The organism is Flavobacterium sp. (assembly GCF_027483985.1).
Classification (GTDB): Bacteria; Bacteroidota; Bacteroidia; order Flavobacteriales; family Flavobacteriaceae; genus Flavobacterium.
Genome location: NZ_JAIXTJ010000020.1, coordinates 172,904 through 186,794 on the forward strand (window position 1 = coordinate 172,904; position 13,891 = coordinate 186,794).

Here is a 13,891-nt window from a genome sequence, read left to right on the forward strand (position 1 = left end):
TAATATTATGAGTTTGATTGAATCAATAAATAACGAGAATTTACCACAACATCTGGCTATCATTATGGATGGCAACGGTCGTTGGGCTAAACAAAAAGGTTTATTGAGAGCTTTGGGTCACGAAAACGGAACAAAATCTGTTAGAACAACTGTTGAAACTTGTGCAAAACTGGGTATTAAAAATTTAACCTTATATGCTTTTTCAACAGAAAATTGGAATAGACCAAAATTAGAGGTAGATACTTTAATGAAACTACTAGTTAGTTCCTTGAGAAAAGAATTAAAAACACTACAAGAAAACGATATCCGATTAAATTCAATAGGAAATCTATCTAAAATGCCAAAATCAATTCTGAAAGAATTAAATGAGGTCATTGAAAAAACCAAAAATAACAGCAGAATGACCCTTACTTTAGCCTTAAGTTATGGCTCTAGAGAGGAATTATTAAATGTTGTTAAAAATATAAGTGATAAAGTTAAAAATAATATAATTTCAATAGACGCTATTGATGAATCAATTATAAATGAGCATCTTTACACGCACAATCTACCCGATGTAGATTTATTAATTAGAACAAGTGGTGAACATAGAATCAGTAATTTCTTGCTTTGGCAAATAGCTTATGCCGAATTATTTTTTACTGATGTTTTGTGGCCCGATTTTACAGAAGAACATTTATATGAAGCCATTATTAGCTATCAAAAAAGAGAACGAAGATTTGGAAAAACAAGTGAACAAATTAAACAATCCTAAAGTGTCAATAAACTACCTTAAATCCTTACTAACACTTTTATTCCTAGGAGTTGTTTTTCAATCAAATGCACAAGATAGATTGCCGTTTGACCAAGGAAAAAAATACATCCTTGCTAATGTAAACGTATTGGGTAAAATCAGCTATAATCAACAAACCGTGGTAACCTTTTCTGGTTTAGAAAAAGGACAAAACATTGCTGTTCCTGGTGAGGAAATTAGTGCGGCAATAAAAAAATTAGGTAAATTAGGATTATTCAGCGACATCGATTTTTATGTAAATGAAATCAAAGGCGATAGTATTTATTTGGATTTAGAAATTATTGAATTACCTAAACTAAATGAAGCCAAATTTGTTGGTGTTAAAAAGAATAAAGCCGAAGAATTGATTAAGGAAAATTCTTTAACAAAAGGTAAAATCGTTAATGAAAATTTAATCACTACAACAAGAAACTACTTAGAAAATAAATACAAAAAAGACGGTTATTTTAACACAAAAGTTAACATAAGAACCATTGCAGATACGACTTCAAACACCGTAAATATGGTTTTGAATATCGACAAAGGTGATAAAATCAAAATCAGACAAATTGCTTTTCAAGGAAACAAAGAGTTTTCAAATAAAAAGCTAAGAAAATCAATGAAAAACACGAAGGTAGTTAATCCTATCCGTGTTTTTAAAGCTTCAAAATTCATCAAAACTAAATACGAAGAAGATTTAGTAAAAATTGTTGAAGACTACAAAGAAAAAGGTTTCCGTGATGCACGTGTTGTAAGTGATTCGGTTTGGTTAGACAAGAAAAAAAATAAACTTGCTATCAATATTAAAGTTGAAGAAGGTCAAAAGTACTATTTCGGAAACATCAAGTTTTTAGGAAACTCGGTTTATTCTGATCAACTTTTAAGTGCGGTTTTAGGCATTAAAAAGGGTGATACTTATAATGGTGTTTTACTTGAAAAAAGAGTGGCTGATAAAACTAAACCTGACGGTGAAGATTTAACTAACTTATACCAAAATAATGGTTACTTATTTTCAGTAATCAATCCGGTTGAGGTAAAAACTGCTAATGATTCTATTGATTTTGAAATCAGAGTTACAGAAGGTCCGATCGCCTACTTTAATAAAATCACTGTTGTTGGAAATGATAAAACTAATGATAAAGTAATTTATCGTGAATTAAGAACCAAACCAGGAGAAAAATATAGTAAAGACGATTTAGTTAGAACAATCAGAGAAATTGGACAATTAGGATTCTTTGATCCTGAAGCGATTGATCCAAAATTTAAAAATGTTGACCCAACAGCTGGAACAGTTGACATCGAGTATAATCTGGTAGAAAAAGGATCCAGTCAAATAGAGCTACAAGGTGGTTACGGTGGTGGCGGTTTCATTGGAACACTTGGACTTTCGTTCAACAACTTCTCAGTGAAAAATATGTTCAAAAAAGAAGCTTACAAACCACTACCAATGGGTGATGGTCAAAAAGTAGCTTTGCGTTTGCAAGCAAGTACGTTCTTTCAAACTTATAGTTTGTCGTTCTCTGAACCTTGGTTTGGTGGTAAAAAACCAGTAAGTTTTTCTACTTCATTATCACAAAGTAAACAGTTTCTTTTTACAGGATCATCAGCGAGTGTAGATAAAAGCAAAAGTTTTAACATAACATCTTTATCAATTGGAATTGCAAAAAGATTAACCGTGCCAGACGATTATTTTACACTTTCTAATGCCATCAGTTTACAGTATTATGACTTAAATAATTACAATACAGGATTATTTACTTTTGGAAATGGTTCTTCTCGTAACCTTGCGTTTAACATTGGTCTTAGCAGAAACAGTAAAGGAGTTAACCCAATTTATCCAACAAGAGGTTCAGAATTTAGTATATCGACTAAGTTCACTTTACCTTACTCTTTAATCAATAACATAGATTATGCTGATTTAGGAAATCAGGCTGAATACAAAAAAAGATATGTTGCTAATCCTGATCCTGATTTAAATTTTGGTGCCGATGGAATCAAAATTAATGACGGTGATTTTATTAAAGAAGCTACCGTTATAAACCCGTTAACAGGACAACAAGTAACCGGAAATATTAAAGTTACTGATTTTAGAGATGCCGATGCAGACCAGTCAAAAATTGACCAAAAAAGATTTAATTGGTTAGAATACTACAAAGTAAAATTCAAAGCCGATTGGTTTACTAAATTATATGGTAATGACCAAAACGCACTTGTTTTACGTACTTTAGGAGAATTTGGTTACCTTGGTGCTTACAACTCTGCAAGAGGTGTTGTTCCGTTTGAACGATTCTTTGTAGGAGGTGATGGATTAGCTAACTTTGCCTTGGATGGTCGTGAAGTTGTACAATTAAGAGGTTATCCTAACCAATCTTTATCATCGGTAAGTGGTGGTTCGATTTATAACAAATTCTCTTTAGAATTAAGATATCCTATAACTTTGAAAGCACAAGCGTCGATTTATGCGCTATCTTTTTTAGAAGCTGGAAATTCGTTTGACAATTTTAAGGACTATAATCCGTTCTCTTTACAACGATCAGCCGGATTTGGAATTAGAGTGTTCATGCCTGCTTTCGGATTATTAGGAATCGACTTTGCACACGGATTTGATGCGGTGCCAGGTTTAACAGAAAAAAGTGGATGGCAAACACACTTTATTATTGGTCAACAATTTTAGTATATTTGCTTAACATTTCTAAAACTTAAGTTTATGAAGAAATACATTTTACTAGCATTATTTGCAACAGTAGCAATTACAAACAGTGTTAAAGCACAATCTAGAGGAATCAAAATAGGCTACATTGATATGGAGTATATTTTAGAACGAGTTCCTGATTATGCTGAAGCAAAAAATCAATTGGAGCAAAAAGCAGAAAAATGGAAGCAAGAAATTGAAACCAAAAAAAATGATATCGCCAAATTAAAAGAAGCATTAAAAACTGAAAAAGTACTTCTTACCAAAGAATTAATACAAGAAAGAGAAGAAGAAATATCTTTTCAAGAAAATGAATTGATTGATTACACACAGAAGAAATTTGGACCAAATGGTGAGCTGATTGTTCAAAAAGCCGTTTTAGTAAAACCAATTCAAGATCAAGTTTTCAACGCGGTTCAAGATATAGCAGATGCAAAAAAATACGATTATGTTTTCGATAAATCATCTGACCTAACCATGTTGTTTGCTGCAAAAAAACACGATATTAGCGAAAGAGTTATTCAAGTTTTGACACGTTCTGAAAAAAGAAAAGAAATGTCTAAAAAGCAACTTAAACTTGAAGAAGAAAGAGAGCGCAAACAAGAAATGATTGATGACAATCCGTTACTTTCTGAAAAACAAAAACTAGCTGAAGAACGTAAAGCGGCTCGTTTAAAAATGGTTGAAGACAAGAAACTTCTTGCTGAAGAAAAGAGAGCTGAAGCTGAAGCAAAAAGAAAACAATTGCTAGAAGAAAAGAATAATAAAAAAAATGGCACAGTTTCTGATAAGCCTACTACAGATAATACAAATGACGGTGACACTAAACCAAATGCTGTAGCAGATAAAAAAGCAGAAGTTGAAGCACAAAAGAAAAAAACGCTAGAAGAACGTCAAAAATTAATTGATGATAGAAAAAAAGCAGCTGAAGAAAAAAGACTTAAAATATTAGCCGATAGAGAAGCTGCCAAAAAAGCCAAAGAAGACGCAAAAAATAATAAACCATAAATAATAAATTAAAACAATAATTAATACGAAGAATGATGAAACAATTTAGAACTTTTTTAATAGCAGCAGTAGCTTTATTTAGCTTTCAAACAATGAGTGCTCAAACTAAAGTAGCACATGTTGATACTAATGAAATCATGACTAAAATGCCAGCTGTACTTGATGCTCAAAATCAATTGAAAAAATTGAGCGATACGTATACTGCAGAATACAAAACTATGGTTGATGAGTATCAAGCTAAAATTAAAAAATATGAGGCTGAAGCAGGAACAGTGACAGAAGCTGTTAACCAAACTCGTCAATCAGAAATGCAAGACATGGGTAGAAGAATCGGTGAATACCAAGATACTGCTCAAAAAGATTTACAAAAGAAAGAAGCTGATTTAATGAAACCAATTACTGAAAAAGTAAAAGCATCTATTCAAAAAGTAGGAAAAGCTAAAGGTTTTAACTATGTATTAAATGCTGGTGATTTATTATTTGCTGACGGTACAGACATCACTATTGATGTGAAAAAAGATTTAGGATTTTAATAAAACCCGAATTTTCAAAGAATCTATTTAAAATATTTAAAAACTGCTCAATTATTTTGAGCAGTTTTTTTTTACATTTGTTTTATGACAAACAACAATCCTATTGGGTTATTCGATTCGGGCATTGGTGGCACTTCCATCTGGAAAGAAATCCATCAATTACTTCCTGATGAAGACACGATTTATCTAGCTGATAGTAAAAATGCGCCTTACGGACAAAAGTCTAAAGACGAAATCATTGCATTAAGTTTTAAAAACACAGAATTTCTTCTGAATCAAAATTGTAAAATCATTGTTGTTGCTTGTAATACTGCTACTACTAATGCTATCAAAGAATTAAGGGCTAAGTATGACGTTCCTTTTATAGGTATTGAACCTGCCATCAAACCTGCTGCATTACATTCTAAAACTCAAAAAATAGGCATTTTAGCAACCAAAGGCACTTTAAATAGCGAGTTGTTTTATAAAAATGTAGAACAATTTCAAGATATAGAAATCATAGAACAAATTGGATACGGCTTAGTGGAGTTGATTGAAAATGGCAAGATTAACTCCTATGATATGAAAGATTTATTAAATAAATACCTTAGACCAATGATCACTTCAAACATTGATTATTTGGTATTGGGTTGCAGTCATTATCCGTATTTAATTCCACAGATCAAAAAAATACTTCCAGAACATATAAAAATCATTGATTCAGGAGAAGCCGTTGCAAAACAAACCAAGAAAATAGTAAATGAAAAAGTAGGTTTTAGAGCTATTGCAACAGAAAGTAGACAACAATTTTTCACAAACACCAACCCAAAAGTATTAATTGATATTCTTGGAAAAGACTTTAAAGTCGAGGAAAAAGACTTCTAAAACCCTTTGTATTCATATTCTTAACGAAAGTTATGTTCAAATAGAGTATCTTTGCAAAAAATTAAACGCATGAATACTTCTAATAATAAAAAACGAACTGGTCCAAGTAAACCAAGTGGTGATAGAAAAAAAACTCCATCAACCTCTAAACCTGCTATGGCTAAACGTTCTCAAAATAGAAAACCAACCGTAAAGAAAGATTCGCCAAACGTTCCAAAACCGATAAAATCGGATGAAATTCGTTTGAATAAATACATAGCCAATTCTGGTGTTTGTTCGCGTCGTGATGCTGATATCTACATACAATCAGGAAATGTAAAAGTAAACGGCATTCCGGTTACAGAAATGGGTTATAAAGTAAAACCTGGTGATGTTGTCAACTTCGACGGTGCTACTTTAATGCCTGAGAAAAAGGAATATTTTGTACTTAACAAACCTAAAAATTTCACTACTTCTACAGATGAAGTGGAACACAGAAATGTTTTAGAATTGATAAAAGGTGCTTCAACTTCATCATTGGCTCCAGTGGGAAGAATGGATAAAAACACCACCGGATTATTATTATTTACGAACGACACCGATATCATTAGAAAATTTAGTTTACCTAATCAAAAATCGGCTAAAATCTATCAAGTTACTTTAGACAAAAATTTGAAATTTGAAGATTTAGAAAAGATTTCAAACGGCGTAACTTTAGACGGTCATAAATTGTTTGTAGACGAAGTAAGCTACATCGAAAACGAACCAAAAAACGAAATCGGAATAAAGTTAAGAACACCTAATGTTAAAGTTGTTCGCGCCATTTTTGAACACTATAGTTATACAGTAATTAAAGTAGATCGTGTGGCCTTTGCTGGTTTAACCAAAAAGAATTTACCAAGAGGTAACTGGAGAGTTTTAACAGAACAAGAAGTAATCAATCTAAAAAACTTATAACCACGTTCTTCGTGGTTTTTTTTATCCCTATGACAAGTCAAAAAAATTTATCGATAGCACACGCGTGGTTTGAAGCTTTCAACGCACATAATTTAGACAAATTACTTTCTTTATATGATGAAGATGCCGAACATTTTAGTCCGAAACTAAAAATAAGACATCCTGAAACCAATGGCATTGTAAAAGGACAAACTGCTTTAAGAACTTGGTGGGAAGACGCCTTTGAAAGATTACCTAGTTTACAATACAAAGTAACTTCCTTAACTGCCGATTCTGATAGAGTCTTTATGGAGTACGTTCGACACGTTGAAAACGAAGAAAATCTATTAGTAGCAGAAGTACTAGAAATTAAGGAAGGAATGATTGTTGCATCGCGCGTATATCACGGTTAAGATATTATCTTATATTAAGGAAGTAACTATTTCTATAATCTAAAAGATGATTGTATCTATAAATTTTGTAATTTTATTACTTTAACCAATAAACAAATAAAATTATGGCCGTATTAAAAGTAATTGAAGTACTTTCAAGCTCCGAAAAAAGTTGGGAAGACGCTACTCAAAAAGCCGTTGAACAAGCCGCAAAGTCATTGAAACACATTCGATCTGTTTATGTTCAAGAACACAGTGCCGCAGTAAACGATGGCAAAGTAACTGAGTATAGAGTAAATTTAAAACTTACTTTTGAAATTGAATAACCAAAACTATTTAAAACACTAAAACAAAAAACTATGGGATTAGGAGGATTTTTTAAAAACTTATTTGGGTCAGCTAAAGAAAAAGCTAATGAAGTAGCCGACAAAGCTGAAGATTTTGCATCAGATGCAATAGATAAAGTAAAAGAAACAGCAGCGCCATTGGTAGAAAAAGCTGAAGAATATGCAGAAATTGCCAAAGAAAAAGTAGCTGAATATGTTCCTGCAGCTAGTGAAGCAGTTGAAAATGCTGTTGAAACAGTAAAAGAAAAAGCAGAAGAATTAGCAACTAAAGCAGAGGAAATGGCCGAAAATGCGGTTGAAACTGTAAAAGAAAAAGTAAATTCATTTACTAATGATGCAGAAGAAAATGCACCAGCAGCTCCTGCAGAAGACACAAATAGAGTTGAAGAAGATGCCGATTAATTTTGGAAAAAAACTATCTTTGTAAAAAATTTAAATCACACTTTTTAGTGTGATTTTTTTATTATGGAAAAAACACTTCACATTGGCAGCATTCAAGAATACACGAAGCAATTTATAGATGTATTACTAAACTATTCTCCAAAATTAATTTCAGCATTTATAATATTATTTGTTGGTTTATATGCCATAAGATTCATCAATAGAATGGTCAAAAAGATTATGGTTAAAAGAGAATTTGACCCTACTCTTTCTAAATTTCTTGCTGATATATTAATTTGGATTTTAAGGGTATTACTTTTTGTAACATTCATTTCCAAACTCGGAATTGAAACCTCTTCCTTTGTTGCCATATTAGGTGCTGCAGGATTGGCAGTTGGTTTGTCTTTGCAAGGTTCACTTTCAAATTTTGCTGGAGGAATGTTGATTATATTATTTAAACCTTTTAGAGTTGGCGATACTATAGAAGCTCAAGGCGTGGTTGGAACAGTTGCAGAAATTCAAATATTTGTAACTAAACTTACTTCGGCAAATAATCAAATTATTTACATTCCGAACGGAATTTTATCTAATGGAATTATCACCAATTTTTCGGTAGAAGGTATGCGAAGAGTTGACTTGGTTTTCTCTTTATCTTATGACACTAATATCAAAGATGCGAAGGAAATCGTGATGAATGTGATGCAAAATCATTCTAAGGTTTTAGAACATCCTGCGCCAACGGTCTCTGTTAAAGCATTAACAGATAACGCAATTCATCTTGCGATAAGACCTTGGTCAAAAAATGAGGATTTTAGCGAAGTATCTTCTGAAATATTAGAAAATTGCAAAACGGCCTTTGATTCAAAAGGAATTATCATCCAACCTTTTGTAAGAGAAAATGCTAAATAGCTTTAGTTTGCACCATAAAATCCTTTAGATAATAAGGTTCAAAATAAGCCACATCTTCAAATGCATTCTCTTCAAATTTTTGAAAAGAAAGAGCACTCATATCTTTAGCTGAAGGATAAAAAACGTTGTCGATAAAAACAAAATTAGGCTTAGTTAACACAGTTTTGGCTTTCTCATTACAATCACCAACAAAATAAACTACATCATCAATGGCAGCAAAACTTGCTTCAGTCAAAATCTCAGCTTGAACTTCTCTAATCATTTCTTTTTTAGCATTGAAAATAGCGCTGTAAACCTCCATTCGTCTTGCATCAATCATAGGAACGATTATTCCATCATTATGATCTAATTGACTAGCCAAAACCGTTAGAGTATCTATTGCTATCAAAGGTATAGACAAAGCATAACACAAACCTTTAGCAGCAGAAACACCTATTCGCAAACCAGTATATGAACCTGGACCTTGACTAACTGCAATGGCTTTTAAATCAGAAAATGAAATCTTGGCTTCACTGATAATTTCTTCTATAAAAACGTGCAGTTTCTCGGCGTGAGAATAACCTAGCTCCGCTATTTCTTTACAAAGAATGGTCTGTCCGTTTTTCGCTAAAGAAACAGAACAATTTTTAGTTGCTGTTTCAATGTTAAGAATATAACTCATTGCTGTTTACTTTTTTTCTTCTTTCTTCTTTTCAGCGATTTTTACTTTATCACCCGAATTTAAATTTTTAGAAACTGTAACATAAGGTCCAACAATTACTTCATCTCCTTTTTCAAGACCTGAAATAATTTCGATATTGGTATCATCTTGAATTCCTGTTTTTACGATTTTTATTTTCGCTTTACCACCAACTTTAACAAAAACACATTCTAATTTTTTATCAGATTTTGCTTTTACTTTATTGTCGTCTTCACCTTCTTCAGCTTCAAATTTTTTGGTAGCCGTAGTATCTGATTTTACTACCACTGAACTAATTGGCACTCCAATCACCTTTTCTTTTCTTGTAGTTATGATATCAACTGTAGCCGTCATTCCTGGTCTAAAAGGCGAATAAGTATCTGGCTTACCTTCGATTAAATCTAAATAAGATTCTTTAAGAATTCTGACTTTAACTTTAAAGTTGGTAACTTGATCGGCAGATGTTGATGAACTTGCAGAATTAGAAATACTAGTTACAATTCCTTTAAATTCTTTTTTCAAATAAGCATCAACTTGAATCTTAGTTTCGTCACCAATATTTATTTTAACAATATCATTTTCGTTGACATCTACTTCTACTTCCATATTGTTTAGGTTGGCAACTCTTAAAATTTCAGTTCCCGTCATTTGTTGCGTTCCAAGAACACGCTCGCCTAATTCTACATTAAGCATTGAAATTGTTCCATCTGCAGGAGCATAAATTGTAGTTCTTCCTAAGTTGTCTTTGGCTTCTTTTACTGTTGCATTAGCACTTTGAACATTATAATAAGCCGATTGTTTACTTGCCTGTGCTACTTCAAATGAAGCAATAGCTTTATCCCAATCAGAGCGAGAAATAATTCCTTTTTCATATAATGATTTGTTTCTATTGTAATTAGCCTGAGCTTCTTTAAAAGAAGCATCTGCTTGACTTAAACCCGCTTTGGTACCAGAATAATTAGAAACCGAACGATTTAAACCTGACGTATACAAATCGGGATTAATCTTTACTAACAAGTCGCCTTTTTTCACTACTTGTCCTTCTTTTATAGGCAAAGCAATAATTTCTCCTGAAACTTCAGAAGATATCTTAACCTCTATTTCTGGTTGAATTTTTCCTGTTGCCGAAACGGTTTCTACAATAGTAATTTCATCAACTTTTGCAGTTTCAACCTCAGTAGCATTATCTCTATCTCCAAAAACTCCCGATTTTGAAAGCGCTATTAATAAAACTACTAATCCAAAAATGATTCCGATTATTACAAAAATTTTCTTTTTTGACATCTTACTGATAATTTAATTTTTTTCTTTATTATTTTGAAGTGTAATAACTATTGCGAACATAAATACTTACACTAATGAAACCTAAAACTATTGGTGTTATAAACGAATCTGATTTTCTAAAATACATAATTGGTAATCCGATAATCGCACCTATTAAAAAAGCTTTAAAACATTTATAAAACAAAACCCTATTCACACTATTTATTTTCAATGATAGGAATTCCGAAATAAAACTCTAGAACTTTAGTTTTAAAAACGTAATCATATTTTGTTCTAATCACTTCCGACTGTGCATTTTCTAGAGTAATGGTTGCTTGCGAAAAATCAAAAGCATTCATCATTCCAACATTATAGCGTTCTTTCGAAAAATTATAAGCTTGTTTTCTAGCTTCTAAAGCTTTTTGTGCAGCATCAAATGATTTTCCGGCATTAACTACATCATTATATGCCTGATAGACATTGCGTTCTAAATCTAACTCGGCTTGTTTCAATTGAAACTCTGTACGTTCTTGATTAATCTTTGCGCGTTTGACTCTACCTTTGGTTGCAAAACCATTGAAAATTGGCACATTTAATTGCGCTCCAACTGCGGTTCCATCAAACAATGATAACTGATCAATAAAATTAAAAAACGGACTTTCAGACCAACGAGTATTATATCCTACAAATCCAGAAAGTGTCGGCAAATAAGCAGCTTTAGCAATTCCAACATCTTTTTTAGCAAGTTCTACATTAGAAGTTGCAATTTTTATGTCTTTAACTGACTCTCTAGCTTTTGCCACTATGCTTTCTTGTGTTTCATTAATTACACTAGAAAGAGGAACATCAACTGGTACATCAGAAATTTCAAAAGTACTGTAATCTTCAATTAACAATATTTGACACAAAGCAATTTTAGAAATAAGCAAGGCATTTTCTGTACCAATAATTTGTTGTTGTTGCGATGCATCAGTAGCTTGCAATTCAAAAATATCTCCGGCAGGAACTGAACCCGCTTCAATTAATTTTTGAGTTCTTGTGATATTCTCTTTGGTTACTATGTTTTGGTTTTTCTGAACTTTTAATTGTTCTTTATTGAATAAGATTTGCAAATAAGCATTTGCTACAGACAATGAAATATCGTCTTTCATCTTATCTAACCTATAGGAATTGGCTATTTTATTCAGTTTTGCTCGCTGCAATGTTTTCCAATTTACCAATCCGTTAAACAAATTAACGCTTGAATTTAAACCGGCATTAAAAGATTGAAAGGTTTCATTTTGAAACTGGTTGGTAACCGGATTAATACTTGCTCCAGTATTCACACTAAAACTTGCATTTCCGTTTAAAGAGGGTAAAAAATTGCCAACCGCTTCCATTTTCTCAACATCAGAAATTTTTAAATCCAATTCGGATTGCTTGATGCTGATGTTGTTTTTCAAGGCATACTCTACACATTCTTTGATGGTCCATTTCTTAGTTTGAGCTTGGGATGACCATCCGAAGACAAGTGCAAAAAAGAAAATTATTTTAAAACTTACGTTTTTCATGTTTATTTTAATCAATAGTTAAAATACAATACTGCAAATTTAAGCGTTTTATAATCAAAACAATTAAATTAACGTTTTCTTATCTGACGATAAATTAGTTTTTTTGTTACATTCACACCCAAATTAATTTTGATTAAAAATGAAAAACTATTTTGTATCCTTAATTTCACTAGGTATGTTTTCGCTACTAATTGGATGTTCCTCTACAAATAAAATTGCAGCTTTAAAACCTGAGCCTTCTCAAAATGCGCCTGTGGCTTACAAAACAACCACTTCCTTTGTAAGTATGCCAATGGAAATCTCTTTAAAGGAAATTGAAAACCAGTTAAACAAAGCGTTGAATGGTTTAATCTATGAAGATAATAATCTTGAAGATGACAAAACTGAAATGAAAATATGGAAAACTGGCACAATTAAATTAATTGAAAAGGATGGGAAAATTCAGTCTATTTTACCGTTAAAAATATGGTCTAAAATAAAATATGGCACGGAATTTATGGGTTTGAACGACACTAGAGAAATTGATTTAAACGGAACCATAACCCTGCTTAGCACAGCCAAATTATCTAATTGGAAAATGAATACCACGTCAACCATTGAAGATTTTGAATGGAGCGAAAGTCCAACGATTTTAGTAGCTGGAAAAAAAGTCCCGATAACCTACATAATTAATCCTACGTTATCCATTTTTAAATCGAAAGTGGCTAAAAAAATTGATGATGCCATCGAAAAATCGTGTGATTTCAAACCTTATGTATTGAATGTCTTGCAAACATTAAGTACGCCATTTGAAACCAGCAAGCAATATGAAACTTGGTTCAAAATGAATCCTATAGAAGTTTATGTTACCGATGCACAACTGCAAAAAAGTAAAATAAAAATGAATCTAGGATTGAAATGTACGATGCAAACAATGGTTGGTCAAGAACCTAAAAATGTTTTTGAAAAAGAATCTGTGAGTTTTAAACCAGTTACAACCGTTCCTGATAAAACAACTGCTACTGTGGCGGCAATCTCGACTTATGAAAGTGCGTCACGCATAATAACCAAAAATTTTCAAGGGAAGGAATTTGCCTCTGGAAGCAGAAAAATAACGGTTCAAAAAGTTGATTTGTGGTCTAAAGAGAGCAAGATGATTATCGCTTTAGAAATGACTGGCAGCTTGAATGGAACCATTTATTTGACAGGAATTCCAAATTATAATTCGGTTACAAAAGAAATTTATTTTGAGCAAATGGATTATGTTTTAAACACCAAAGGCATCTTAACTAAAACGGCTAATTGGTTATTGCAAGGCGTAATTTTGAGAAAAATTCAAGAAAATTGTCGTTATTCTATAAAAGAAAATTTGGACGAAGGCAAGAAAAGTTTGCTGCCTTACTTGAGTAATTATTCGCCAATGAAAGGAGTTTTTGTGAATGGAACATTAAACGATTTTGAATTTGAAAAAGTAGAATTGACCAACGAAGCTATCATAGCATTTATAACAACCACAGGGAAACTGAATATAAAAATTGATGGAATGGAGTAAGAAAAGAAAAAGCCTCACAAAATATGAGGCTTAAATTATTCTTGTTTTTAATATT

At 32.0% G+C, this 13,891-nt stretch carries 14 protein-coding genes; 11 read left to right on the top strand and 3 right to left on the bottom strand.

Translation table 11 applies throughout. From position 1 onward, the window contains the following. Window positions 1–7: 7 nt before the first annotated feature. The 10 genes from Q0050_RS04710 (at window position 8) to Q0050_RS04755 (ending at window position 8,813) form a co-directional block, all read left to right on the top strand. The gene (locus Q0050_RS04710) at window positions 8–754 is read left to right on the top strand and encodes an isoprenyl transferase (protein WP_298392854.1); all 747 of its coding nucleotides are present in this window, start codon (window positions 8–10) and stop codon (window positions 752–754) included. Then, window positions 681–3,446, top strand: a complete 2,766-nt coding sequence (locus tag Q0050_RS04715; RefSeq protein ID WP_298392855.1) for a POTRA domain-containing protein — start codon at window positions 681–683, stop codon at window positions 3,444–3,446. The genes Q0050_RS04710 and Q0050_RS04715 overlap by 74 nt, the downstream gene beginning before the upstream one ends. A gap of 33 nt (window positions 3,447–3,479) precedes the next feature. Then, window positions 3,480–4,472 carry an OmpH family outer membrane protein gene (locus tag Q0050_RS04720; protein ID WP_298392856.1) on the top strand — a complete coding sequence of 331 codons (993 nt, stop codon included), beginning with the start codon at window positions 3,480–3,482 and terminating at the stop codon, window positions 4,470–4,472. 32 nt (window positions 4,473–4,504) lie between these two features. Continuing rightward, window positions 4,505–5,005: an OmpH family outer membrane protein gene (locus Q0050_RS04725; RefSeq protein ID WP_298392857.1), complete on the top strand. Its 501-nt coding sequence runs from the start codon at window positions 4,505–4,507 to the stop codon at window positions 5,003–5,005. Between the two features lie 84 nt (window positions 5,006–5,089). Continuing rightward, on the top strand, window positions 5,090–5,869 hold the full coding sequence (gene murI / locus Q0050_RS04730) for a glutamate racemase (protein ID WP_298392858.1): 780 nt from the start codon (window positions 5,090–5,092) through the stop codon (window positions 5,867–5,869). Between the two features lie 69 nt (window positions 5,870–5,938). Next, complete coding sequence (locus Q0050_RS04735; protein ID WP_298392859.1) at window positions 5,939–6,805, top strand: pseudouridine synthase; 867 nt, start codon at window positions 5,939–5,941, stop codon at window positions 6,803–6,805. Between the two features lie 29 nt (window positions 6,806–6,834). Next, complete coding sequence (locus Q0050_RS04740; protein ID WP_298392860.1) at window positions 6,835–7,197, top strand: nuclear transport factor 2 family protein; 363 nt, start codon at window positions 6,835–6,837, stop codon at window positions 7,195–7,197. A gap of 104 nt (window positions 7,198–7,301) precedes the next feature. Next, complete coding sequence (locus Q0050_RS04745) at window positions 7,302–7,502, top strand: dodecin family protein (protein ID WP_298392861.1); 201 nt, start codon at window positions 7,302–7,304, stop codon at window positions 7,500–7,502. 33 nt (window positions 7,503–7,535) lie between these two features. Further along, window positions 7,536–7,925, top strand: coding sequence for a YtxH domain-containing protein (locus tag Q0050_RS04750; protein WP_298392862.1), 390 nt, complete (start codon window positions 7,536–7,538; stop codon window positions 7,923–7,925). Between the two features lie 63 nt (window positions 7,926–7,988). Beyond that, window positions 7,989–8,813 carry a mechanosensitive ion channel domain-containing protein gene (locus Q0050_RS04755; protein ID WP_298392863.1) on the top strand — a complete coding sequence of 275 codons (825 nt, stop codon included), beginning with the start codon at window positions 7,989–7,991 and terminating at the stop codon, window positions 8,811–8,813. Here Q0050_RS04755 and tsaB read toward each other — a convergent pair. The 3 genes from tsaB to Q0050_RS04770 form a co-directional block, all read right to left on the bottom strand. After that, the gene (gene tsaB, locus Q0050_RS04760) at window positions 8,806–9,474 is read right to left on the bottom strand and encodes a tRNA (adenosine(37)-N6)-threonylcarbamoyltransferase complex dimerization subunit type 1 TsaB (protein WP_298392864.1); all 669 of its coding nucleotides are present in this window, start codon (window positions 9,472–9,474) and stop codon (window positions 8,806–8,808) included. The two genes, Q0050_RS04755 and tsaB, sit on opposite strands and share 8 nt — an antisense overlap. 6 nt (window positions 9,475–9,480) lie before the next feature. Then, window positions 9,481–10,776 carry an efflux RND transporter periplasmic adaptor subunit gene (locus Q0050_RS04765; protein ID WP_298392865.1) on the bottom strand — a complete coding sequence of 432 codons (1,296 nt, stop codon included), beginning with the start codon at window positions 10,774–10,776 and terminating at the stop codon, window positions 9,481–9,483. A 197-nt stretch (window positions 10,777–10,973) separates the two neighbouring features. Then, window positions 10,974–12,305, bottom strand: coding sequence for a TolC family protein (locus Q0050_RS04770; RefSeq protein WP_298392866.1), 1,332 nt, complete (start codon window positions 12,303–12,305; stop codon window positions 10,974–10,976). A 139-nt stretch (window positions 12,306–12,444) separates the two neighbouring features. Between Q0050_RS04770 and Q0050_RS04775 the strand changes: the two genes are divergently transcribed. Further along, the gene (locus Q0050_RS04775) at window positions 12,445–13,836 is read left to right on the top strand and encodes a DUF4403 family protein (protein ID WP_298392867.1); all 1,392 of its coding nucleotides are present in this window, start codon (window positions 12,445–12,447) and stop codon (window positions 13,834–13,836) included. Window positions 13,837–13,891 lie beyond the last annotated feature (55 nt).

What these genes read in the sequence shown, in the direction of transcription:
- Q0050_RS04710 (WP_298392854.1), top strand. Translation starts at nt 8, where the DNA reads ATGAGTTTGATTGAATCAATAAATAACGAGAATTTACCACAACATCTG.
- Q0050_RS04715 (WP_298392855.1), top strand. Translation starts at nt 681, where the DNA reads ATGAAGCCATTATTAGCTATCAAAAAAGAGAACGAAGATTTGGAAAAA.
- Q0050_RS04720 (WP_298392856.1), top strand. Translation starts at nt 3,480, where the DNA reads ATGAAGAAATACATTTTACTAGCATTATTTGCAACAGTAGCAATTACA.
- Q0050_RS04725 (WP_298392857.1), top strand. Translation starts at nt 4,505, where the DNA reads ATGATGAAACAATTTAGAACTTTTTTAATAGCAGCAGTAGCTTTATTT.
- murI (WP_298392858.1), top strand. Translation starts at nt 5,090, where the DNA reads ATGACAAACAACAATCCTATTGGGTTATTCGATTCGGGCATTGGTGGC.
- Q0050_RS04735 (WP_298392859.1), top strand. Translation starts at nt 5,939, where the DNA reads ATGAATACTTCTAATAATAAAAAACGAACTGGTCCAAGTAAACCAAGT.
- Q0050_RS04740 (WP_298392860.1), top strand. Translation starts at nt 6,835, where the DNA reads ATGACAAGTCAAAAAAATTTATCGATAGCACACGCGTGGTTTGAAGCT.
- Q0050_RS04745 (WP_298392861.1), top strand. Translation starts at nt 7,302, where the DNA reads ATGGCCGTATTAAAAGTAATTGAAGTACTTTCAAGCTCCGAAAAAAGT.
- Q0050_RS04750 (WP_298392862.1), top strand. Translation starts at nt 7,536, where the DNA reads ATGGGATTAGGAGGATTTTTTAAAAACTTATTTGGGTCAGCTAAAGAA.
- Q0050_RS04755 (WP_298392863.1), top strand. Translation starts at nt 7,989, where the DNA reads ATGGAAAAAACACTTCACATTGGCAGCATTCAAGAATACACGAAGCAA.
- tsaB (WP_298392864.1), bottom strand. Translation starts at nt 9,474, where the DNA reads ATGAGTTATATTCTTAACATTGAAACAGCAACTAAAAATTGTTCTGTT.
- Q0050_RS04765 (WP_298392865.1), bottom strand. Translation starts at nt 10,776, where the DNA reads ATGTCAAAAAAGAAAATTTTTGTAATAATCGGAATCATTTTTGGATTA.
- Q0050_RS04770 (WP_298392866.1), bottom strand. Translation starts at nt 12,305, where the DNA reads ATGAAAAACGTAAGTTTTAAAATAATTTTCTTTTTTGCACTTGTCTTC.
- Q0050_RS04775 (WP_298392867.1), top strand. Translation starts at nt 12,445, where the DNA reads ATGAAAAACTATTTTGTATCCTTAATTTCACTAGGTATGTTTTCGCTA.